21 protein-coding genes are annotated in these 24,675 nt (G+C 34.0%); 18 read left to right on the forward strand and 3 right to left on the reverse strand.

Annotated features, from left to right (window positions below; translation table 11 throughout):
- The first annotated feature begins 424 nt into the window (after nt 1-424).
- From BUB80_RS15875 to BUB80_RS15905, 7 genes are all read left to right on the forward strand, one after another.
- Nucleotides 425-1,333, forward strand: a complete 909-nt coding sequence (locus BUB80_RS15875; RefSeq protein ID WP_073294726.1) for a 1-aminocyclopropane-1-carboxylate deaminase/D-cysteine desulfhydrase — start codon at nt 425-427, stop codon at nt 1,331-1,333.
- A 16-nt stretch (nt 1,334-1,349) separates the two neighbouring features.
- Nucleotides 1,350-2,402 (forward strand): glucosaminidase domain-containing protein, encoded by a 1,053-nt coding sequence (locus BUB80_RS15880; protein WP_073294729.1) that lies wholly within the window; start codon nt 1,350-1,352, stop codon nt 2,400-2,402.
- Nucleotides 2,403-2,417: 15 nt separating this feature from the next.
- Nucleotides 2,418-3,386, forward strand: a complete 969-nt coding sequence (locus BUB80_RS15885; protein WP_073294732.1) for a hypothetical protein — start codon at nt 2,418-2,420, stop codon at nt 3,384-3,386.
- Nucleotides 3,387-3,407: 21 nt separating this feature from the next.
- Nucleotides 3,408-4,691 (forward strand): glutamate-1-semialdehyde 2,1-aminomutase, encoded by a 1,284-nt coding sequence (gene hemL, locus BUB80_RS15890; RefSeq protein ID WP_073294735.1) that lies wholly within the window; start codon nt 3,408-3,410, stop codon nt 4,689-4,691.
- A 338-nt stretch (nt 4,692-5,029) separates the two neighbouring features.
- Nucleotides 5,030-6,358, forward strand: a complete 1,329-nt coding sequence (locus tag BUB80_RS15895; RefSeq protein ID WP_073294737.1) for an amidohydrolase — start codon at nt 5,030-5,032, stop codon at nt 6,356-6,358.
- A gap of 161 nt (nt 6,359-6,519) precedes the next feature.
- Nucleotides 6,520-7,365 (forward strand): AraC family transcriptional regulator, encoded by an 846-nt coding sequence (locus BUB80_RS15900; protein WP_073294740.1) that lies wholly within the window; start codon nt 6,520-6,522, stop codon nt 7,363-7,365.
- Between the two features lie 78 nt (nt 7,366-7,443).
- Nucleotides 7,444-8,682 (forward strand): amidohydrolase, encoded by a 1,239-nt coding sequence (locus BUB80_RS15905; protein ID WP_073294743.1) that lies wholly within the window; start codon nt 7,444-7,446, stop codon nt 8,680-8,682.
- 134 nt (nt 8,683-8,816) lie between these two features.
- Here BUB80_RS15905 and BUB80_RS15910 read toward each other — a convergent pair whose 3' ends face one another.
- The 3 genes from BUB80_RS15910 to BUB80_RS15920 form a co-directional block, all read right to left on the reverse strand.
- Nucleotides 8,817-9,974, reverse strand: coding sequence for a hypothetical protein (locus BUB80_RS15910; protein ID WP_073294746.1), 1,158 nt, complete (start codon nt 9,972-9,974; stop codon nt 8,817-8,819).
- Nucleotides 9,975-10,283: 309 nt separating this feature from the next.
- The gene (locus tag BUB80_RS15915) at nt 10,284-11,708 is read right to left on the reverse strand and encodes a hypothetical protein (protein ID WP_073294749.1); all 1,425 of its coding nucleotides are present in this window, start codon (nt 11,706-11,708) and stop codon (nt 10,284-10,286) included.
- A 42-nt stretch (nt 11,709-11,750) separates the two neighbouring features.
- Complete coding sequence (locus tag BUB80_RS15920; protein WP_073294752.1) at nt 11,751-14,543, reverse strand: TonB-dependent receptor domain-containing protein; 2,793 nt, start codon at nt 14,541-14,543, stop codon at nt 11,751-11,753.
- Between the two features lie 193 nt (nt 14,544-14,736).
- On the opposite strand from BUB80_RS15920, the gene BUB80_RS15925 reads away from it, so the two are divergent.
- From BUB80_RS15925 to BUB80_RS15975, 11 genes are all read left to right on the forward strand, one after another.
- Nucleotides 14,737-15,414: a response regulator transcription factor gene (locus BUB80_RS15925; protein WP_073294755.1), complete on the forward strand. Its 678-nt coding sequence runs from the start codon at nt 14,737-14,739 to the stop codon at nt 15,412-15,414.
- A gap of 112 nt (nt 15,415-15,526) precedes the next feature.
- Entirely contained in the window at nt 15,527-16,558 is a 1,032-nt protein-coding gene (locus BUB80_RS15930) for a sensor histidine kinase (RefSeq protein ID WP_073294757.1), read from the forward strand.
- Nucleotides 16,559-16,690: 132 nt separating this feature from the next.
- The gene (locus BUB80_RS15935; protein ID WP_073294760.1) at nt 16,691-17,284 is read left to right on the forward strand and encodes an IS1096 element passenger TnpR family protein; all 594 of its coding nucleotides are present in this window, start codon (nt 16,691-16,693) and stop codon (nt 17,282-17,284) included.
- A gap of 411 nt (nt 17,285-17,695) precedes the next feature.
- The gene (locus tag BUB80_RS15940) at nt 17,696-18,973 is read left to right on the forward strand and encodes an alpha-amylase family glycosyl hydrolase (protein ID WP_228433856.1); all 1,278 of its coding nucleotides are present in this window, start codon (nt 17,696-17,698) and stop codon (nt 18,971-18,973) included.
- A 120-nt stretch (nt 18,974-19,093) separates the two neighbouring features.
- Nucleotides 19,094-19,534 carry a hypothetical protein gene (locus BUB80_RS15945; RefSeq protein WP_073294767.1) on the forward strand — a complete coding sequence of 147 codons (441 nt, stop codon included), beginning with the start codon at nt 19,094-19,096 and terminating at the stop codon, nt 19,532-19,534.
- Between the two features lie 17 nt (nt 19,535-19,551).
- Nucleotides 19,552-20,196 (forward strand): hypothetical protein, encoded by a 645-nt coding sequence (locus BUB80_RS15950; protein WP_139262732.1) that lies wholly within the window; start codon nt 19,552-19,554, stop codon nt 20,194-20,196.
- 140 nt (nt 20,197-20,336) lie between these two features.
- Complete coding sequence (locus tag BUB80_RS15955; RefSeq protein ID WP_054513139.1) at nt 20,337-21,131, forward strand: thymidylate synthase; 795 nt, start codon at nt 20,337-20,339, stop codon at nt 21,129-21,131.
- Nucleotides 21,132-21,187: 56 nt separating this feature from the next.
- Nucleotides 21,188-21,430 (forward strand): hypothetical protein, encoded by a 243-nt coding sequence (locus BUB80_RS15960; protein WP_073294773.1) that lies wholly within the window; start codon nt 21,188-21,190, stop codon nt 21,428-21,430.
- Entirely contained in the window at nt 21,427-21,735 is a 309-nt protein-coding gene (locus BUB80_RS15965; protein WP_073294776.1) for a hypothetical protein, read from the forward strand. Before BUB80_RS15960 ends, BUB80_RS15965 begins: the two co-directional genes overlap by 4 nt.
- Before the next feature lie 69 nt (nt 21,736-21,804).
- Nucleotides 21,805-22,038 (forward strand): hypothetical protein, encoded by a 234-nt coding sequence (locus BUB80_RS15970; RefSeq protein WP_073294779.1) that lies wholly within the window; start codon nt 21,805-21,807, stop codon nt 22,036-22,038.
- A 9-nt stretch (nt 22,039-22,047) separates the two neighbouring features.
- A complete protein-coding gene (locus BUB80_RS15975) occupies nt 22,048-24,561 on the forward strand; it encodes a M1 family metallopeptidase (RefSeq protein ID WP_073294782.1) in 2,514 nt (837 codons plus the stop codon).
- The last annotated feature ends 114 nt before the right edge of the window (nt 24,562-24,675 follow it).

The raw sequence follows: 24,675 nt of genomic DNA on the forward strand, positions 1-24,675 counted from the left end.
AAATATACAAAAAAACAACCAGTAAAACAAACTAAATTAACTGAAAATCAATATATTAAAGCCTTAACTTAATGACATTGGGCTTTAGCCCGTTTACCACATCAAAATTTTCATCTGGCTTTAGCCAAAACTTACTACGATATACAAACATTACAAACTTCTTTCAAACACACTCATCTGTGTAAATCAGCGAAATCCGTAGGAGAAAAAAATCAACGTTACTTTTGTCATTCCGCAGAAATCTAAACAACGTTTTTTAAGTGCTAAATATAGATTCCACACTCCACTTCGTTCCGTTCTGAAATCGAAGATTCGACGAAGTCAATGACAATTCGCATGGCAAAGAAAACTTCTTAGTTGATTGAAACTCCCTTGCGAACTTTAAAAAAATAGTATTTTTGTAAAAACAATATCATTAAAGTAAATGCTATTACAACTTCCAACAGAAAAAATCCCGATTCAGGAAATCCTTATTCATCAAAATGTAAAGCTTTTCATTAAAAGAGAGGATCTCGTTCATCCTCAAATTTCAGGGAATAAATATTGGAAGCTTTTTTACAATATCAATCATTATGTAAACCAAAATCCTGAAAAGCCTTATATCATAACTTTTGGTGGAGCATTTTCAAATCATATTTCTGCCGTTTCTGCCGTAGGAAAATTAGCAGGAATTCCAACATTAGGAATTATCAGAGGGGAAGAATTAAAAGATAAATGGCGGGATAATCCAACCTTAGTTTTCGCAAAAAGGAATGGAATGAATTTAAAATTCATAACTCGAGAAGAATATCGAAACAAAGAAAAATTATCAGAATTTTTACAGGAAGAGTTTCCGGATGCTTTGATAGTTCCTGAAGGTGGAACCAATGAAGATGCCGTACAGGGCGTAAAAATGATGTTAAATAACGAAACAAAAGATTTTGATTATCTTTGCACCGCAGTTGGAACCGGAGGTACAATTGCTGGAATTTCTAAATTTTGTGAAGATAATCAGAAAGTTATAGGTTTTAAGGTAGTTGACGACTCTTCTTTAGAAAATAAAATTTTTGAATTAACTTTAAAAAGAAATTTTAATCTAATAGATTCAAGTTTTGGAGGTTATGGTAAAATAAAAGATGAAAACATCCGTTTTATCAATGATTTCAAAGAGAAATATGAAATTCCATTAGAGCCGATATATACGGGAAAGATGATGCAGAAAGTTTTTGAACTAATTGATGAGGGGGAGTTTCCTGAGAATAGTAAGATCTTGTGCTTTCACACAGGTGGATTACAAGGAATTGAAGGAGCAAATTTGCTTTTAGAAAAACAGAATAGAAATTTAATTATATAAAGTAAAATTGAAAAACATGAAAAGACTTTTCTTACTAATAAGCCTTTTAGTTTTATCAAAATTCTCGGCTCAAACTTGGGCTACTGAAGACCAATACATCCAAAAATTTGCTCAATATGCAGTGGAAGAAATGGAGAAGTATAAAATACCTGCTTCCATTACGCTTGCTCAGGGACTTCTTGAGACTGGAGGTGGACAAAGCAGATTGGCTCTGGAAGGGAAAAATCACTTCGGAATAAAGTGCAAAGAAGATTGGTCGGGTAAAACCATGAAACATACTGATGATGCTCCCAATGAGTGTTTCCGTGTGTATGAAGATCCCAGACAATCGTACGAAGACCATTCTATATTTTTAGCAACAAGAAAATATTATACAGGTCTTTTCAATTTAGATATGAAAGATTACAAAGCGTGGGCAAATGGTCTTAAAAAGGCTGGGTATGCAACAAATCCTCGCTATGCTTCTATCTTAATAGGTAAAATTGAAAGATATAAACTGTATGAATTCGATAATACAAGTTCTAAAGAAGTCTTGTATGCAGTTCTTAGAATGTATCCTGATTTGAAGGACGACAGAAGTTTTATGGCCAGATTAGAGCCAGGTAAAATGGTAAAAAGAGATCCGGTAACGGTAAGCGTTCCCTATAAGCAGACTTCTTTTGCTCAGCAAGAAAAAAGAGTAGAAAGAATCAAAACTAAAGCTGAAATTCTTAATTCTATTTTAATTAAAAGCCATCCTAATGACGGCTTGAAATATATCGTTATTCCTGAAGATACCAATGTTCAATTCATTGCCAATAAATTTAAAGTAAGCGAAAGCAGACTTACCAAATGGAATGAATTGGAGAGTGATGTTTTAAAGAAGAATGACATCGTATTCCTTGAATCTAAAAACTCTGATGGAAATACGGCCACTTATAAAGTTACTCCTGGAGAAGATATGCATGACATTGCTCAGAAATTCGGAATCAAATTACATAAACTATATGCTAAAAACAGAATGGATGAAGGTCAACAGCCATCACCAGGACAGTTAATGTATCTTATAGACAAGAAACCTAGAAACTAATACTCAACCCAAACCATGAAAATATTAAATGTGAATTTTAAATATCTATGGATATTTTTAGTTTTCATATCTGGTAACCTTTTTTCACAAGAACAAAAGTATATTCCTTTTAGAAGAGGGAATTTATGGGGATTGTGTGAAGCAAATAAATTCATTGCAGTACAGCCACAATATTACAGCATAAGTTGGTATGACGAATCGGTGGGAGGATTCCATGCCGAGCAGAATGGTAAGTTTGGAATAATTGACAGTAATGCAACGATCATAATGCCTTTTATTTCTGATAAACCGATCATTGTAAATGGTGAAAATTATCTCGTTTTCGAAGGTCTTGACTATTATAATTATTCCATAAAAACAAAAATGAGGCTTGACAAATACATTGAGCCTGAAAGGTATCCTATCAATGATCGCTGGGGGGGGGGAGATAATCATATCGGAGAGCTAAAAGAACCAAAATTAACTTGGGATGATCTGGACGATGAAGATTTGGACATGATAAAACCTTTTGAGGATGAACAAAATTATCAGATCAATTTTAAAGCTAATTTTGTAGAGATTTTGTCCAAAGATTCACATATAGGAATTTATATTCCTAAAATCAAAAAAATGTATTTAAGTACACCAGATATCGCGTATGTGGGATGGCAATTCTACAATGGCAAACCTTATATTCTTTCAACAAATTCAACAAATTTATTTGGATTGGTTGACGAAAATTCTAATCAGGTTTATCCGATTAAATATGCTTCAATAAATCTAATGGATGGTTCTGGATTAGTTGTTGTTTCTGAACCTGATCAAAATAATCCAAATAACTTACTATATCAAACTATTTTCCCAAACAATAAAGTGTTGGAAGGTCAATTTTTTCCGCAAGGAAATGTGTGGAGAAACGGATCTATATATAGGCTATACTATAAAATAGTAAATGGTTTGAAAAACTATGCAGGAGAAGATGGAACCCCTTATTTTGAAGGGTAAATAATAAAGAAAAAATAGAAAATGAAGTATCAAAGAAGTTCAGCTTTATTCGATGAAGCTTACAAATACATTCCGGGAGGAGTAAATTCTCCTGTTCGTGCATTCAAATCTGTGGGTGGCGTTCCTGTTTTCATGAAATCTGCAAAAGGGGCTTACCTTACAGATGCTGATGACAATACCTATATTGATTACATCAATTCTTGGGGGCCGGCTATTTTAGGGCACACCCATCCAGAAGTGTTGGAGGAATTAAAAATCCAGGCAGAGAAAGGTTTCTCTTTTGGTGCTCCGACAGAATTGGAAACTGAAATTGCAAAATTCATCGTAGACAATGTTCCCAATATTGATCAAATCAGAATGGTTTCTTCAGGAACAGAAGCTTGTATGAGTGCAGTAAGATTGGCAAGAGGTTTTACGGGAAGAGATAAAATTGTGAAATTTGAAGGATGTTATCACGGTCATTCAGATTCATTTTTGATCAAAGCGGGAAGTGGTGCTGCCACTTTTGGAAACCCAAATTCTCCAGGCGTAACGGAAGGTACGGCAAAAGATACTTTGTTGGCAAGATATAATGATTTTGAGCAGGTTCAAGATCTTTTCCGTCATAATCAAGGACAAATTGCAGCCGTAATTATAGAGCCTGTTGCTGGAAATATGGGGTGTGTACTTCCTGAAAATAATTTCCTTCAAAACTTAAGACAGATCTGTGATGAGAACGGAGCTTTATTGATTTTTGATGAAGTAATGACGGGTTTCAGATTGGCTTTTGGGGGTGCTCAGGAACTGTATAATGTGAAAGCAGATTTGGTAACGTATGGAAAAGTAATCGGAGGCGGACTTCCGGTTGGTGCTTTTGCAGGTAGAAACGAAATCATGGATCATTTAGCTCCAAAAGGTGGTGTTTATCAAGCCGGAACATTGAGTGGAAATCCTTTGGCAATGAGAGCAGGTTTAAAAACGCTTCAGTTGATTAAAAATGATGAAAACTTTTTCACTAATCTAAATAAAACAACAGAAACCTTAGATTTTGAAATTGGCAAAATTTTAAATGAAAAAGGAATTGCTCATAGGATCAACAGAAAAGGTTCAATGATGTCTGTTTTCTTCCATATCAACAGAGTTTCTAATTTTGATGAAGCGCAGGAAGCGAACCATGCCTTATTTAATAATTTTTTCCATCAAATGTTGACGAATGGAATTTATCTTCCACCAAGTGGATATGAAACGTATTTCATCAGTGATGCGATCAAAGATAAAGAAATTGATATGACGTTGGAAGCAGTTAGAAAATTCGAATATTCTTAGATTGAGAAGATAAAATATATAAAGGATGAGGTGTAGAACTTCATCCTTTTGTGTTTTGATTAAAACACAAATTGCACTAATATTTTACACAAATAAAGCACAATCATCTGTGTAAATCCGTGAAATCTGCGGGAGATAAAAAAGAGAATCTACAAAATTTGAAAGGCTGAGCCGAGTCGAAGCCTTTGCCATAATTATAAAGATTACCTTTGAACTCAATGAACTAAAGTCCGTTCCTATTGATAAAACTGAGATTCAATAAATCATACAAACAATACAATAAACCATACACGTCCGGCAGCTCAGTTCTTATTAATTTTGTAATAAATAGATTGGAAATGAAGACTTCAAACATATCTCGTAAAGATTTTCTTAAAAACTCAGCGTTGGCAATGGCTGGATTAACTTTAATACCCAACATGATGATGGCAAATTCAATTTTTGATAGCGCAATAATTTCTTCAAAAGGAAAATTAAGCTTAAAAAATGTTCGTCTTGAAACAGGTTTTGAATACGAAGAAGGTGAAGTAATCTCCACAAAAACCAATTTATTTTATATCGAAATTGAAAACGGAAAAATTTCAAAAATAGCTCCCAATCAACCGAATGCAAAAGCTGTTGATGCCAAAGGATTTTTAATGTTGCCAGCATTTAAAGACATGCATATTCATTTGGATAAAACTTTTTATGGAGACCAATGGCAAGCAGTACGAAAAAGAACGGGTGGAGTAAAAGGAATGATTGCCTTAGAGCAGAAAATACTTCCGGAAATGTTGAAAAACTCGACTTTCAAAGCAGAGAAAATGATTGAACTATTGCAATCAAAAGGAACGTCTTTCGCAAGAAGTCATGTGAATATTGAACCGACTTCAAAATTAGATTCATTAAAAAATCTACAGAAAGCATTAGATCATAAAAAGAAAACTTTCGGAGCAGAGTTGGTGGCTTTTCCGCAACATGGTGTTTTTTATACAGACTCAGTTCCATATTTGAAAGAGGCGGCGAAAATGGATATTGATTTTATTGGTGGAGTAGACCCTTTTACGATTGACGGAGCGATTGAGAAAACAATTGACTTTACAGTTCAGTTGGCTTTAGATAACAAAAAAGGAATTGATATTCATTTGCATGAAAGCGGAGAATCTGGATTGAAAACTGTTGAATATTTAATTGACAAAGTGAATGAAAATCCTGCATTAAAAGGAAAGACATATCTGAGCCACTGTTTTGTTTTAGGCAAATTAGAAAAGCCAAAGCAGGAAGAAATTGCAGAAAAACTAGCTAACGCGAAAATTGGAATTGTTTCTACGATTCCTTTTGGTAGTCTAATTATGCCCATTCCAACTTTATACAAATATAATGTTGAGGTCTTAACAGGAAACGACAGCATCGTCGATCATTGGAATACTTTCGGAACAGGAAGTGTATTGCAGAAAGCCAATTTAATGGCACAATTATATGGTCAATCCACTGAATTTTTATTATCAAGAAGCTTAAAATTAGCCACAGCAAATGTTCTTCCATTGGATGATAAAGGAGTTCAACAATGGCCAAAAGTTGGCGACCATGCAGATTTGACTTTCCTCAATGCAAGCTGTTCGGCAGAAGCGGTTTCAAGAATCTCAAATGTAGAATCTTTGATTCATCAGGGAAATATTGTATTTTAATTTTTAAATACCTTTTCAGGATTGGGAGCTTTGTCAAGGTTTTAAACCTTGACAAGGCTTATTGAAAGCATATTATTAAAATTACAGTAATAGTTAAAATTTTACCCTGAGTGTAGATCGGAGATTAATTTTATTATATTTTTGAGAAAAAATTACACACAATGAGCCATCAATCAGATCATTTTCCCATTTTAGGGATTCAGGCATTCAGCGAACATCGGTCGAAGGGTTGTAATTTGCTTTTCAATGAATTGAATGGTGAACGCTCTATTGATGAACCTCACAAGCATGATTTTTTTATCATTAATCTTTTTGAACGAGGAAAAGGTTCTCACACGATCGATTTTGTGGAATATCAGGTTGAAGATTATCAAATCCATCTGGTGTTTCCGGATCAGGTTCATCAATGGGTGATCGAAAAGGAAACAATCGGCTATCAATTAATGATTACGCGAGATTGGTTTGAAAGCTTTCTTCCGGCATTGAGGTTTTCGGCTTCTTATTATCAAAACCATCCCGTTATCAATCTTTCGAAAGATATTTTTCCGACTTTTTTATATGAATTTCAGGCAATTCAAAAGGAATTAGACGAAGAAAATATATTTTGGGAACTGATTCAAAAAAGAAGTGAATTGATTGGTTTGCTGGTCAGTAAATCAGTGGAGGGAGTTTTCAAAGATTTTGAAGTGTATCATTCGAATCCTATTATTTCTAAATTTTTAAACCTCATTGATATCCATTTTAAAACAGAACGTTCGGTTTCTTTCTATGCCGAAAAATTGAATATTTCTGCCAATTATTTAAATATTATCTGTAAGAAAAGCCTTAATACATCTGCTTCTTCTCTTATTCAGAACCGAATTTTACTGGAAGCAAAGCGTTTATTAAAAGTCTCTGAAATGTCTGTGAAAGATATTGTTTACGATCTCGGTTTTTATGATCATGCCAGTTTTTCAAAATTTTTTAAAACTCAAACCGGAATGACACCTTCCCAGTTCAAAGAATAATTGATACAGAACAAGACATAATTGATACTCCTGTTTAAGATTTGGCAGACGTAATTTTGTAGGATTAAACTTGGGATCATGCAATTACAAAATCAGCCGTTTGCGAAAGGACATTATGTATTAAAAAATGTTCGTTTGGAAACGGGTTTCGAATACGATAATGAAGAGGTTATTACAACAAAAACAGACTTGTTCTGTGTTGAAATTGAAGACGGAAAAATAAAATCAATTAAACCTAACAATGCAAATTCTGATGCTGTTGATGCAAAAGGAAAACTGATGCTTCCTGCCTTCAGAGATATGCATGTTCATTTAGATAAAACCTGGTACGGATTACCTTGGCAAACACTTTCTCCAAAAAAGAAAACGGTGAAAGATATGATTTCTTACGAACAGGAAATCATTCCGGAACTCTTGAAAACGTCAGTAGGAAGAGCCGAACAGTTAATTGATCTGCTACAAAGTTACGGAACCCATTATGTGAGAACGCATTTCAATATTGATCCCACTTCGGGTTTGCAATCATTAGAAAATCTGGAGAAGGCTTTAGACAATAAAAAAGATTCTTTCAGTGCCGAGTTGGTAGCTTTTCCTCAACATGGCTTATACTATACGGATTCTATTCCTTTGATGAAGGAGGTTGCAAAATTACCGCATGTAGGTTTTATTGGTGGACTGGATCCTTTAAGTATCGACGGAAGTATCGAAAAAGTACTTGATTTCACTGTGCAATTAGCATTAGACAATAATAAAGGAATTGATATTCATTTACATGAAGTAGGAGAGTCTGGGATGAAAACTATTAATTATTTAATTGATAAAGCTATTGAAAATCCTCAACTTCAAGGGAAAACGTTTGTAAGCCACGCTTTTGCATTAGCTCATCTTTCACCAAAAGAAGCTCAGGAAATTGCCGAGAAACTAGCGGCTTCTAAAGTTGGGATTGCTTCATCCGTTCCATTCACTGGAAAAATAATGCCTATTCCTACATTGAAAAAAAATGGAGTAGAAGTTTTAATAGGAAATGATAACGTTCAGGATTACTGGAGTACCTTCGGATCCGGGAATATGCTTCAAAAGGCTAATTTAATTGCCGAATTATATGGATACGCAACAGAGTTTCAACTTTCAAGAACGTTGCAGTTTGCTACCCAAAATATTCTTCCTTTAGATGATAAAGGAAATCAACAATGGCCAAAGGCTGGAGATAAAGCAAATATTGTCTTGGTAGATGCAAGCTGTTCTGCAGAAGCGGTTTCAAGAATGTCTGGCATTGAAGCCTTAATGAATGATGGGAATTTATTCTTGAAGAAGTAAGCTAAACTGAAGTCTAAACTTCTGAGATGTAAATTATAATATTTTTTAATACTTGTTTTTATAAATGAAATCCCTGAGAAAGTAACTTTCCCAGGGATTTTTTATAGTATTTCGTTAAATATTTATTTACTTTTTTATAATCCAGACCATCCTGTGGCCCATGTTGGAACTAAGGTTCCATTTCCGGCTCCTACTGCAGCAGGATTTTCTGTAAAGGTAGTGTCTACTATGGGTACGTTTGCACCAGCAGTAGATTTCAGAGAAACTTTTGTTGTGGTAGTATTAAATAGAGCATTGGTGATTTTTTTATGCCCATTAAAATTGGCTACGGAAGCATCACTTTCAATATTTACTCCTGTTGTCCAGTTGGATGTTACGACGTTATCAATGGTTGCATATGTTCCCAATTTCAATTTTATAGCATTGGCTTCTCCGGTAGTAGCTCCAAGAAAGGTAACGTTCTTGATGATAGGGTTAGATCTTGGCGCAGCATCTGGGTTGCTAGCATTGTTAGTTCCTTTAATTCCTGTATTTCCTACACCGTCAGCTTTTCTTTTGGTATAGATTCCGGTTGCGGTTCCGTTCCAGCCGTCAGTCCATTCGAAAGCATCATCCAGATTGTTTATCGATACGATGTTAGAAACGTTAACTGTTCCTCCATAAAGGTGAATACCATCATTAGCACTGCTTACTAAAGCTACGTTACTTATTGTGGTTCCGCTACCCACACCGAATAAAGATAGTCCGTTGAATTTTGTAGTTCCTGTGTAGACTGCCCCAGTATTTTCAATTCTTACAAATGATAGAGATCCAGAATTATCAGCATTCATTGTGCCACCATAAGTCGCATTTCCTAATTCTGACGTTCCTGAAGCCCCTGTGTTGATGGGTGCCTTACCACAGATCACCAATCCTCCCCAGCTTCCGGAAGTGGTAGAAGAAGCCGAGAATAATACGGGGGATCCGGAAGTTCCGTTAGCATATATTTGGCCACCTTGCTCTACGATGATAAAAGAAGTGGTAAGAGTTGCTATAATTCTGGTTCCGGCAGGAATTACCAATTTTCCTCCATCTTTTATGTTAACAGCTCCTGTAAGTCTATATACTTTGGTAGGATCTAATGTTACGATTTGTCCGTTCGTAATATCACCTTTGAAATCATTGAAATTTACAGCGATTCCTACGGGAGTTATTGTGGGAGTAGAATCATCATCTTTGCTACAAGAATAAATGGTAAATGTAGTACCTATGAATAAAGCTGCAGCAATTAATTTTAAGTGATTCTTTTTCATATATTTTTTGATTTAATTCTGTTTTATTTTTGCGTATTGGGTGAATATATAAAACTCAAAAAAATGGATATTATTTTAGATGAAATATACATTCAACAATTACGAGGTCCAAATTACCACTTTTCTGTTTATTTTCCCAATTCAAGTTTACTGTTATTGTAAATTTTTATTTGGTATGATGTTGTAAAATATTCATGCAATCTTTATAAACGTAAACACCCTCAGGAAATAATTTCCTGAGGGTGTTTTAATATAAAAGAAACTAATTACTATTGTGATAATAACGACTTTAAGTCACTGATCCTTATATTACAAGTTGTAGTTTGTCCAACCTGCATACCATGTATCGTTAGCATCCTTAACAGCTCCTCTGTAAGTTACAGCAGTAAACCATCCAGTTAATTTAGGGTGAGTAAATACGCCACCTGTTAATAAAGGAGATCCTGCAGCAGGAGAGAAGTTTGGTGTAGTACCAGCCGGTGCCCATGCATTTGTAAATTTAACATCAGCTGTGTAAGCCAACGTTGTGTTTCCTCCTGTATTGTACCAGTTGGTAAGATCTGTTAATGTAAAAGGAGTAGGAGTTGATGTAGATGCTCCGAATTTTAAAGGAGTTACATTTCCTGCTAATATATTATTCTGAAATACTAAACGTGATGCACCGATATTGTTATCTGTAGGGGTACCTTTTGTTGCATCAATGAATAAACCAACTGGGAACCCAGTGAATACAGAGTTAAATACAGAGATTGAAGAGTTTCTTCTGATCTGTAAAGCATTTTGGTATAAAGAGTTGATTGTACCTACGTTTGTGTTTGTAGCCGAAGTAGAATTAATTGGGCCAATAATTGTCATATTAGAGAATGTAGCTCCGGTTTGTGGTGTTAAAGGAGAACCATTGGCATCATTATCAGATTCAAATGCATTAGATCCTGAAACGTCAGCAACCTGAGAATCTCTTACAGAAATACCAAACTGAATTTTTCCTGAGTAGCCATTGTCTGTATCAAAATCATCATCAAGACCTTTGTAAGCAATAAGGTGAGAACAGTTTACCGTTCCTCCGAACCACTCAAAACTATCATCATTTGCGTAAGCTACTTCTACATAATCTACCGTAGTACCATTACCTACACCTCCGAATGTAATTCCGTTGATTTCCTTATCCGGTAAAAATGCATATCCTGCGTATTCTACTCTTACATATTTTAATATTCCACTGTTATCAGAAACATTTGTTCCTCCGTAAAGACCTAAACCTTCAGTGTTGTTGATTCCACCTTCAATTTCCCCAATTCCAGCTTGCCCATTGAAAGATGCGTTGGTAGGAGCAGCTCCTAAGATTACTAAACCTGCCCAGTCACCTCTTTTAGGACTTGGTTTTTCTGAAGTGAAAATAATTGGGTTCGAAGCAGTACCTTCTGCCATTATCTTACTTCCCTTTGTAATAATTAATGCTCCGTTTTTATCAGCTTCACCAACAATTTTAGTTCCTGGTTCGATAGTTAATGTAGCTCCGTTTGTTACATACACTAATCCTCTTAACTTATAGATATTATTAGCCTTAAGGGTAAGGTTTGTAGTTATTTTCCCTGAAAGAATTAAGTTGTCATTATTTCCACCTGAGTTACCATTTTCAACTATAGTTTGTCCATCTTCTTCTATGTTTCTACATGCGGTAATAGTTGTTGCTATTGTACCAAGCATTAAAGAGTATAAAACAATTTTTTTCATGTTATAAAGAGTTATTTTTTATTAGATATTGATTGATTTAAATTAGAAGCTATAACCAAGAGTTAAACTGACATTTGTTCCTGTTACTCTGTCGATAGCAAGTGCATCAGCACTGTCGTATTTTTTATTATTGTTTAGATCGTGATAAAATCTAGCGTGACGATTTAAGATATCTGAAACGTTAAGTTTGATCTCTCCTTTGTTCTGCCAGATCTTTTTTGCAATCTGAAAATCAAGAAGAGGTCTTGGTGCTTCCCAAATTGGTGGAACCTGATCATTTCCTACATACAGGATTCTTCTTCCAATCATGTTGAAAAGTACTGTTGATGTCCAACCTGTTTTTTCAGTATCATACTGAAGGCTTAAGTTAACAGTATAAGGAGATTGTCCCTGCATTGGTCTGTCTACCTTTGTTGCTTCGTCAGTTACTTTGTTTTTGATTAAAGCGAAGTTACCACCTAGCGTGAAGTTTTTAAGAACACTGAAGAAATCCAGTTTTTTTCTGAATTCAAGTTCAGCTCCGTAAGCATCAGCTTTATCTACGTTTAAATAGTTGAAGGTATTACTTGTTCCTACACCAGATTGGTTAAAGTATAATTCAATAGGATTTTTAAAGTTTTTATAGAAACCTGCAACGGAAAGGATCTCTCCATTTCTCGGGTACCATTCCCAACGAACGTCGGCATTGGTAATCTTCGTTCTCTGAATATATTTGTTACCGATAACAGTAGCTCCTAAATCAAAATCATAATAAGCGAGTGGAGAAACTTCTCTAAATTCGGGTCTTACAACAGTCTGTGAACCGGCAACACGTAAATTCATGTTGTTCGTAAGTTTAAATGTCATGTTTAAAGCAGGTAAGAAGTCAGTAACACGAGTGTTTACAAAACGGTCATCACTTCTTTTTGTGCTTCCAACTAACTGGTCAAAGTTTTCAACTCTTAATCCCCATATAGCTCTGAACCAAGGCGTAAAGTTATTGTCCATTTGTAAATAACCAGCGTTTAGGATGGTATTGGCAATATATCTATACTGGTTTCCCGCAATTTCGTCGAAAGTGAATTTACCACCTCCTGTTCCGAAGTTATTAGGATCAAATATACTTTCGAAAGGTTGAGAAAGCAATTGTTGATTATATCCTTCAAGTCTTACAGCGAAAGGCCTTGAGTTATAAACTCTATCTTTTACTTGGAATAAATATCCTCCCTTGATGGTTTGCTTTTGTCCAAACATCTCAAAGTTTTTAGATAAATCTCCGCCTGCATTGTATAAATAGTCGTTAAGTGTAGAGTAGAATACACTTCCTGATTTTTGAGAAAGACCATTCGAAATTAAAGCCAAATAAGGGCTTCCGGTCATATCAGGATATTGGTTGTACTGAAGACGTTGTAATAATGGAATGTATTGATCTAGAATACCAAAACTTCCGTACCAGTTGAAAGTAAGACCTCCAAGGGCATCTATTTTATGTGTTCCGTTTAGTGTTGAATTATAGAAAGTAGTTTGTTTAAACCCAATCTCTCTAGCCATAATATTTGTTCCGTTTATAGGATCAAATTCAAAATCTTTCCCTGTTCTGAAAGACATGTGGTTTACCGTATTATTGGTAATAATATTCTTTAGGGAAATTTTGTTATTGTTATTAAGTTTTAAAGTAAGATTTAATAAACCTCCTAAAATAATATCGTTTTGATACTTTTCAGTAAAGTAATCAAAGTTGGTATCAGCTAGTTGATCATTAATTGTAAAGAAGCTGTTTCTTGTTTCTGTTCTTCTTTTATTGTTACTGTAGTTAAGTACCGCAATAACACCTAAATCTTTTCCGAAAACTTTTGTGTTGAAACCTCCGTCTAGCTGTAAACTTAAATTCTCAGGATATCCTATACTGTTGTATCCTAGATTTTTTACATAATCTTTCCCGATTCCTGTTTTTGTAGCTTCATCTAAAATAGAGAATGCGTTTTTCGCAGGCATGCTTGTTGGAAGTTTTCTGTATCCGTCATCAATTCCTATGAAATCCCATTTCCCACCTTTCTGCATACGGAACTCTTGCCCCATTGTGATGGAGTTTCCTCCTACACCAACTTGTAGATTGAAAAAGTTTTTATTCGGGATGTCTTTGGTATTTACCTGAATCAATCCACCTGCCCATTCACCACTATATTCAGGAATGAAGGTTTTATTGATAACAAGAGTTTCGATAACGTTGGCAGGGAAAAGGTCAAAAGAGAAAGTCTTTCTGTCTGGTTCAGTACTGGATAACTGAATACCATTCAACATCGCTTGGTTATAACGGTCAGATAATCCTCTTACTACGATGTATTTTCCTTCAGCTAAGCTTACACCGGAAACTCTTTTTAGAACTTCTCCCGTGTTTCTATCCGGACTTCTTTTAATAGCTTCAACACCAATAACCTGTGAAACTACACCAGAATTTCTTTGTAAACCGATGGTAGAGGCAATTGTTTCTTTTCTTGCATTGGATTTTATAACAACACCTTCTATTTGCTTTTCTTTTGTAGAAGGTTTATCCAAAATAATATCAAGATGAGTACTTGCGTCGTTTTTTACGGTAACTTCACTAATCTCTTTTTTGTTATATCCATTAGAAGTTACGGTTATAACATAATTGGTTCCGGGGGGAAGACTGAGAGAGTAGTTTCCGGAAATGTCAGTGGTTACCTCCTGATCATTTACCTTAACTTTTACTCCTTCAATAGGAGTATTGTCTTTCTCATCCAATATCCTGCCTTCCAGAACATGACTTTGTGCAAACGCATAGCCAGCAGAAAACAAGGCAAGTAGCATAATGCTCTTGTGGAATTGTTTTTTCATTTTACTTTATCTTACTATAATTCTTTCGTGGCAAAGAAAGAGAAGTTTACTGCTGTAAATGGTTTACGGAAATTTAATTTTTTCTTAACTAAACATTAACAATCCGTTATTATTGTTAACTTTATGTGAACGATAGGTTATTTGTTAATCTATGCTTCAAAAATTGTTAACTTTGACTCAGTAAAAATTAAAAATGAACCAAAAGAAAATACTCTTAATAGACGATGAGTTGGATATTTTAGAGATTCTATCTTACAACTTAGAAAAGGAAGGCTACGACATTTACACAGCTACCAATGGTAACGAAGGTATTGAGAAAGCCAAACAAATTGTTCCTGATCTTATCTTATTAGATGTAATGATGCCTGAAAAAGACGGTATCGAAACTTGTCAGGAGCTTCGTAAGATAAAAGAACTTCAGAAAACACTTATTGTTTTCCTTTCTGCAAGAAGCGAAGAGTTTTCACAATTAGCAGGTTTTCAAGCCGGAGCTAATGATTATATTGTAAAATTAATCAAACCGAAAATTCTTATCTCTAAAGTAAATGCTTTATTGCAATTAACTTCTCAGGTTTCTGATAATGCTAAATTAATCGAAATTGGAGATCTTATTATAGATAAAGACAACTTCAGAGTATCAAAAGCTGGACAACAGTTCTTACTTCCAAAAAAAGAATTCGATCTATTGTATCTTTTAGCATCAAACACAGAGAAGGTGTTTAAAAGAGAAGAGATCCTAGAGAAAGTTTGGGGGAATGATGTTATTGTTGGAGAAAGAACAATCGACGTTCACATCAGAAGATTGAGAGAAAAATTAGGAATTAATACGATTCAGACTTTAAAAGGTATTGGATATAAATTAATAGTTTAATCTTAATTATAAAATAAAGTTTAAACGATATATTCTAACCACAAAGGGTACTTAATTTTTGTGGTTAGAATATGCTGTTTAAATAAACTTAACCTATAAAAACGGTGTAAAATTGAAATTTTACAGACTTACCCTCGTAGCATCATGTCTGTTGACATTGGTGATGTTTTTTTTAGTAATCATCTTTGATTCACTAAAAGATATCTATTATAAAACTCCTTTTTTCAAAATAGGACTTTTCATCTGTATCCTAGTTATTTTTATTATTAATTATGTAGTGCTCGAACTGCTGTTTAATTATTATGGTAAAAAACAGGTTCGTGGGCTTTCGCAGCTTTTGCCACAAGAAATCGTGAATGATAATAACGAAAATATCACGATGAAAGAATTGGGAGAGCGATTTTCTGATCTTAATCAGCAAAAGGTTACAGAGATTGATATGATGAAAGAAATGGAGAGTTACCGTAAAGAATACATCGGTAACGTTTCTCATGAGCTTAAAACACCGTTGTTTTCTATTCAGGGATATGTGGAAACTTTGAGAGATGGCGGTGTAGATAATCTTACGATTCGGGATAAATATTTAGAAAGAATAGATATTTCTGTAGAAAGGCTAATCGCTATTGTCACAGATTTGGATATGATCAACAGGCTTGAAGCAGGAGAGATCAATCTGAATGTTTCCAGATTTGATGTTAATTTATTAATCAAAGAAATTTTTGATTTACTCGATCTTGAAGCCGAAAAACATACCACAACCTTACAGATCCAGACGCTGCATCCTCAGATTTTTGTGGATGCCGATAAACAGAAGATTTCGCAGGTTTTTATCAATTTAGTTTCAAATGCTATTCATTATGCCAATAGACAGGAAGCAAGAGTGGTGGTAAAAACAAGTGTGCTGAAAAATAAAGTTCTGATAGAAGTTATAGACAATGGGATGGGAATAAAATCAGAAGTTTTATCAAGAATTTTTGAAAGATTCTATCGCGTAGAAACCAGCAGAAGTAGAAGAGAAGGTGGTTCAGGGTTAGGATTGGCCATTGTAAAGCATATTCTTGAGGCTCATAACGAAAACATTACGGTAGAGAGTGTTTATCTTGAAGGCACAAAGTTCAGTTTTATGCTGGAGAAAAGTAAATAATTTTTGCAAAATGTAAGAAAAAAAAATATTTTAAAAAATCCAGAAATATTTTTTTGTCACATGTCATTTATTATATATTTGCAATAGAGATTTATCATAATAACAAAGGCAAAAAAGTAATTTAAAACTGATATGGTTTACAAAATCCGCGTAATATTAGATGCGAAAGAAGATATTTTCCGTGATATCGAAGTTAAAGGAAAACAAACGCTATGGAACTTACATTTAGGAATTAAAAGTGCGTTCAGTCTTCAGGGTGAAGAACTGTCTACTTTTAATTTATTAGAAGAAGATGGAACAATCGTAAAAAGCGTTCCGTTAGAGGATATGAGCGATGATGGTGATGGTGAGATTATGTCGGATGTATATATTGACGAAGCGTTTGAAACTACAGGTTCTAAGACTCAGTTTCAGTATGGACTTCTTGATCTTTGGGAGTTTTTCTGTGAACTTGTTGAGGTGATTGAAGAAACAAAAGGAGTCAATTATCCAATTACAGTATACAGATTTGGAAACGTTCCGTTAAAAGCGCCTAGCAAAAACGGAAGTGGAGGAGCCAAAAAGAAATCAGCAATGCCACTAATGGAAGATGATTTTGCTTTTGAAGATGACTTTGGAGGTGGAAGCAGTTTTGCAGACGAAGATGATGACAATTTTGATGACGAGGAAGAAGAAAACTATGATGACGATGTTTTCGATGAAGAAGATGACAACGACGAAAGATAATATCTAAAATATACAGCCCTGAATTTTTATTCGGGGCTTTTTTTATTTGAAGCTATTTCCCGCTTTCCGCACTCGCTATTTTTCTTTTGCAAAGAAAAATGAGCTCAAACAATTGCTGCAATCGGGGCTAGTGTATCGGGAATGACAACTTTGAGATATCAGTCGCCAAACACTTTCCGTCATTGCGAACCGAAGGTGAAGCAATCTCATTGTACAAAAAAATGAAATTATTAAATGATTGCTTCTCGCAAAGACGTTATACAATAATGATATTAAATACAATTCCATTTAACTGCTAACAAATTCAAACTCTTCCTTTAGATTACCTATTTTTGTTGACAGGAAGAATGCTGGTGAGATAATTGGTCTGGGAATTGTTTCCTGTACCTTCAAAATACAAATAAGAACATGATGGATTTACCTACAGAATGGAAACATTCAACTAATATTTACGAAGTCAACGTCAGACAATATACAAAAGAAGGAACTTTTAAAGCATTCGAAAAAGAAATGCCACGCTTGAAATCAATGGGAGTGAAAACCCTTTGGTTTATGCCGATTACTCCCATTGCTCAGGAAAATAAAAAAGGAAGCTTGGGGAGTCCTTATGCAGCTTCAGATTATACGTCTATCAATCCTGAATTTGGAACATTAAACGATTTCAAACACATGGTAAATGAAGCTCATAGATTGGGATTTAAAGTGATCATTGACTGGGTTGCCAATCATACCGGATGGGATCATGTATGGACAAAAACGAATCCTGAATTCTATTTAAAAGATTCTGATGGGAAATTCCATATCGCTTCAGGAATGGATGATATTATTGAACTAGATTATTCAAACCAAGAAATGCGATTGGCAATGATTGATGCCATGAAATTCTGGATAAAAGAAACGGATATTGACGGGTTTAGATGCGACTTAGCCTCTTGGGTAGAAGTTGATTTTTGGGAACAGGCACGTCCAGCCGTTGAAACCCTAAAACCTCTTTTCTGGTTGGGCGAATTTGATGAATTGGAAAGTCCTGAATATGGAAAGGTTTTCGATGCAAGCTATTCTTGGAAATGGATGCATACTTCTGCAGATTATTACAGTAAAAATATGCCTTTACAGGATTTAAAGAACCTGTTAATTCAATATTCTAACATAGGAGATTCTTCTATGAGAGCTTGGTTTACCTCAAACCACGATGAAAATTCTTGGAATGGAACGGAATATGAAAAGTATGGCGATATCGCGAAGCCAATGGCTGTATTTTCTGCAACATGGAATGGTATTCCGTTATTATATTCCGGGCAAGAGCTTCCCAATATGAAAAGATTGGAATTCTTTGAAAAAGATGCAATTGAATGGACGAATACCTATCAAGCTGCAGATTTTTATAAAACATTATTAAGCTTAAAATCTTCAAATCCTGCTTTGCGAGGAGGAGATCCAAATGTTGGAACTTATCTTTTAAACACTACAGCAAACGATAAAATATTAGCTTACCTAAGAAAGAATGGGGACAATGAAGTTTTGGTGGTGCTTAATATGTCAAAGGAGCCTGCAGATTTCAGCATCCAGGATGACAACCTTTCTGGAAGCTTTAAAAATGTTTTTGAAGGAACAAAAAAAGATTTCAACAACGGAAAAGATTTCAATTTCAAAGTTTCAGATTATGCTGTATTTGAAAAAATAATCTAGATTATTAAATTTTGGATGAAAATATAAAAATTCTTATATTTAAAAATAATATAACGAATGGGAGCGGGCTTTAGCCCGCTTTTTAATGTAAATGAATAAAGGCTTTAGCCAAACATACCAATGAATAAAAGAGAAATTTTAGATATCATAAAAACAAAGATCTCAGAAAAAATTCAAAATTTTGAAAATCTCATTGCTGAAACGCGTGCTTCAAGCAACGATACCAAGAGTTCGATGGGAGATAAATACGAGACAGGGAGAGAAATGCTTCAGCAAGAAATTAATAATTTGCAAAGACAGTTGAATGAAACTTTAAATCAACAAAGTATTATTCAGAAAATAAATGCCGAACCATCTTCTAAAGTACAAAATGGAGCGTTGGTAAAAACGAATAAAGGATTGTTTTATATTGCTGCCTCTTTAGGGGAAATTGTTTCAGAAGGTCAAAAAATAATGACAGTTTCCGTAGAGTCACCTCTTGTAAAAGCAATGTTTGGTAAGGAAATTGAAGAGACATTTACGATAAATGATATTCATCAAACGATTGAGAATATTTGGTAAACGAATTCTTTATTAAAATGAAAAACTTATTTCTGATTACTTTTTTGCTAGGCAATATCTTTCTTAATGCTCAAATGCGGGCTCATGTTTCTTGGAATTCCTATGATGTAGAATCTGTGGATATTTCAATTGGTGATATCACGGTTAATCTTAGTAAAGATGGACAAATAACGAATTTTTATTCTGAGAGCCTAAATGGAAATGTTGACTATAATGAAGATAAGAATTTTGATCAATACAAATTCGGAAAATTGAAAAGCATCGGAAATGTTAAAATTGATTATTGGGATGACTTCAATAAAAATGATCCGAAAGTGGGTAAAATAAAAAGCATTGGAGATCTAAAAATTGATTATTGGGATTCTATTGGTTTTGATAAAGATAAACTGGGAAAGGTAAAAACAGTAGGGAATGTTTCTATTGATTACTATGAAAATGATATTATAGATAACAGTAGGTTGGGGAAATTAAAATCTATTGGGAATGTTTCTATTGACTATGGAACCAAAGATATTATAGACCAGAGTAAATATAAAAAACTGATAAAGTTCGGTTCGGTAAATCTTGACTATTGGAATGATAAGATCATGGAAAAAGAAAAATTTGGAAAACTGAAATCTATAAAGGGAAATTCAAAAGATGTAATGGTGATATTATTATAACTTAAAAGCATAACCAAAAAGATACCCAACAAAATAAATTATAGAAAGCATTCATAAAAGTGAATGCTTTTTTTATGACTTATGATAACCAAAAATCGCTTATATTTTTTTAAATTTGAAGCTTAAAAATAGCCCTTACAATGCAAAATTACTTAGACCTCTTACAACATATTTTAGACAATGGAACCGATAAAACTGATAGAACAGGTACTGGAACAAGAAGTGTTTTCGGATATCAGCTGAGATATGATCTGTCTAAAGGTTTCCCTTTGGTAACAACTAAAAAAGTGCATTTGAAGTCTATTATTTATGAACTTCTTTGGTTCTTGAAAGGAGATACAAATATTAAATATCTAAATGACAACGGAGTAAGCATCTGGAACGAATGGGCGAACGAAAACGGAGATTTGGGTCCTGTTTACGGAGCACAATGGAGAAGTTGGAACGGAGCAGACGGGAAAATTGTGGATCAGATTACTGAAGTTATTGATCAGATTAAAAAAAATCCAGACTCTAGAAGATTGATCGTTTCTGCATGGAACGTTGCTGAAATTCCGAATATGGCATTGGCGCCTTGTCATGCATTATTCCAGTTTTATGTAGCAGATGGAAAATTATCACTTCAACTGTATCAAAGAAGTGCAGATGTTTTCCTTGGAGTTCCGTTTAATATTGCGAGCTACGCATTGTTATTAATGATGGTTGCGCAGGTTTGTGACCTTGAAGTTGGAGATTATGTTCACAGTTTTGGAGATGTTCATATTTACAATAATCATTTTGAGCAGGTAAACAGACAGCTTTCAAGAGAAACAAGAGCACTTCCAACTATGAAATTGAATCCGGAAATTAAAGATATTTTTGGTTTTAATTTTGAAGATTTTACCTTGGAAAATTATGATCCGCATCCGGGAATTAAAGCGCCAGTAGCGATCTAATTTTGCTAAAATAATTTTTGTAATTATTTCATTAACTTTGATTAAATTCAAAATGCATGGAAATTAAAATAAGTTTAGACGAATATGCAGATGTTGATTTCATCAAAAAACTTTTATCTCAGATAAAGGGAATAAATAATATTGAAATTTCTGAAAATGAAAAAACTTATTCCTGGAATGAGCTTGAAGACTCAGAGCATTTTGGAAAGGTGATGGAGCAAAGTGAGAATGATTATAAAAGCGGAAAAACTCAGGAACTGACAGATGATTTATTAAATGAAATATTTAATAAAAAATGAAAATAATAATTTCAGAAACTGCGAGAATTTCGCTGGATGAAATTATAGATTTTCTACAAGTGAAATGGACTGCAAAAGAAATCGCTGTTTTACAAACTGATATTAGGAAATTTAGACAAACAATGATCGATGGCATTATAAAACATCAATCTTTAGAAAAATCTCCAAATATAAAATTTACGCTTATTGGTAAGAAACAGATTAAGCTATTTTATGAAATCAAAACAGAGGAAATTGTTATTAAGCTATTTTGGCACTGCAAAAAAGATCCATTAAAATTAAAACATCTTCTTAATAAAGAATAGAAACTAAAGTGAAGCCTACAAACTTCGCTTTTTTTGTAACTTTCAAATCAAATTTTCAACTTATACAATATGAAATATCTAAAAATTACGATAGAAGAAAATGCAGATGCTGAAAAACTGAAAGAAGTTTTACTTCAGATAAAAGGAGTGGATGGTATAGAAATTATTGACGATGAAAACCCGGAAAGCGAATTGAAAAAAGCTTTTAACAAAACTAAAGAGCAGTTTAAAAAAGGAGATTACGAAACGGTAGTCAATGATATTTTCGATATTTTAACAAAAAATAATTCTAAAAATAATTAATAAATAAAGATGAAAAAGGCCATTTTATCGATTGCTATATTGGGTGGGATTTTCTTTTCCGTAAATGTATCGGCACAAACCGAAACTTCAGGCAGAGAAAAGGTGTATAGAGCTACTCATACCAAAGTAACAGAGCTAAAACATACCAAACTTAAAGTAAATTTTGATTATCAGAAGGAACAAATGAACGGGGAAGAATGGTTAACCGCTTCACCTTATTTTTATCCTACCAACGAATTAACGCTTGATGCTAAAGGAATGTTGGTTCATGAGGTTGCTTTAGATAACAACGGCAAAAGATCTCCTTTAAAATATGAATATAAAAATGATGTTTTAAAGATTAATTTAGATAAAACCTATCAGAAGAATCAGGATTATACAGTTTATATTAAATATACTTCTCGCCCAAACGAAGTTAAGCAACAGGGAAGTATGGCAATTAATGATGCGAAAGGATTGTATTTCATTAATGCACAGGGAAAAGATCCGGACATGCCAACTCAGATCTGGGCACAGGGAGAAACAGAGTCTTCTTCGGCTTGGTTCCCAACTATCGATAAACCGAATCAAAAGTCTACTCAGGAAATTTACATGACGGTTCCGGATAAATATGTGACGCTTTCAAACGGGATAATGAAAGATTCTCAAAAAGAATCAAACGGATTGAGAACTGATCATTGGGTGATGGATAAGAGACATTCAACCTATCTTTTCTTTATGGGAGTGGGTGAGTATGCAATCGTTAAAGATAAATGGAAAAATACTCCGGTAGACTATTATATTGAGAAGGAATATGAGCCGTATGCAAAACAGATTTACGGAAATACACCTGAAATGATTGAGTTTTTCTCGAAAAAAATGGGCTACGATTATCCTTGGGCAAAATATGCACAAATTTCGGGAAGAGATTATGTAAGTGGTGCGATGGAAAATACCACGGCAACCCTTCACGGAAGTGATATATTACAAAAACCCGGACAGTTGATTGATGAAAATAAATGGGAAGACACCATTGCGCATGAGTTATTTCACCATTGGTTTGGAGATTTGGTAACTGCAGAAAGTTGGAGTAATCTTACAGTAAATGAATCTTTTGCGAATTATTCCGAATACCTTTGGAACGAATATAAGTACGGAAAAGATCAGGCAGATTATCACCAATTAGAAGATGTTGACAGATACATTCATAATCCTTCCGATTTCAAGAAAAACTTGGTGAGATTTAATTATGAGTCTCGTGAAGATGTTTTTGATTTAGTGACTTACCAAAAAGGTGGCGGAATTCTTCATATGTTAAGAAACTATCTTGGTGATGATGCTTTCTTTGCGGGAATGAATGATTATTTAAAAACCAATGAATATCAGAATGCAGAAGCACATCAATTAAGATTATCATTTGAAAAAGTTTCCGGTAAAGACCTAAATTGGTTCTTTAATCAATGGTATTTCGGAAGTGGAAATCCAAAATTGAATTATTCGTCAACTTTTGAACCTGTTAAAAAACAAGTTACTGTAACAATTAATCAAACTCAGGAACAGCCTTTTGAATTTCCTTTGGCAATTGATGTGTATGATAATGGGAAGCCAAAAAGATATAATGTTTGGGTAAATGCAGAAGCAAAAAATACATTCAATTTTGATGTTTCTAAAACACCGGATTTAATTAATATCAATGCAGATGGTGTTTTGGTAGCAGAGATTACCGATACAAAAACGCCTGAACAATATTTAATGCAGTTTACGAATTCAAAAGAATTTAAAAACAGATATGCTGCTTTGAATGGAATTAAAGATCAGGTTGGAAAAAATCCTACAGCAACAAAATTATTGGCTGCCGGTATAAAAGATCCTTATTTCAGAGTGAGAATAAAAGCATTGGAACTGATGGATTTATCTAATCCTGAACAGATGAAAGCTTTAGGGACAGAGGTTGAAAAAATAGCATCTAATGATCCTAAAACTTTGACTCAGGCTGCTGCAATTAATGCTTTAGCAAAAACTAAGGATAAAAAATACCTTCCGATTTTTGAAAAAGGAGTGAATGCTGTTTCGAATGCTGTGAGAGGGAATTCGTTAGCAGCTATTGCAACCATTGATCCTACAAAAATTGGTTCTTTAGCAGATAAGATTGATCTAAACGGAGCTTCAGAAAATCTATTGACACAAATGTTGCCGATTGTTGTTAAAAATAAAGTGACTTCTCAAATGGCTAATATTGCTCCGATAGTTGCATTTTATCCTTTCGTGAAATTTCAAAATCCTGAATTGGGGAAATCTGCTGAAGATGGATTTAATTGGATCATGACTTCAGATAATTTGAAAGCTACAGAAAGTATTACTAAAATGTTGTCCCGTGCAAAAGGACAAATGGGAGATAATGCACAAGCAAAAATGATGATTTCTCAAATGTTGAAAGACGGTCTGAATAAAAAAATGGATTTATTAAAACAAAATCCTCAAAAAGCATCAAGTATCAATCCACAAATTGATGCCATTAATAAAGCGATTGAAGATTTTAAATAATAAAAGCAAATTATAAGTTTTTAAAGCATCTCATTTTGGGATGCTTTTTTTGTAAATTAGGATTAATGCTAAAAAACAGGTGAATAATGAACCTTATTTTGGATTATCTTTTAT

Source organism: Chryseobacterium polytrichastri (assembly GCF_900142445.1).
In the GTDB taxonomy this organism is placed as follows: Bacteria; Bacteroidota; Bacteroidia; order Flavobacteriales; family Weeksellaceae; genus Chryseobacterium; species Chryseobacterium polytrichastri.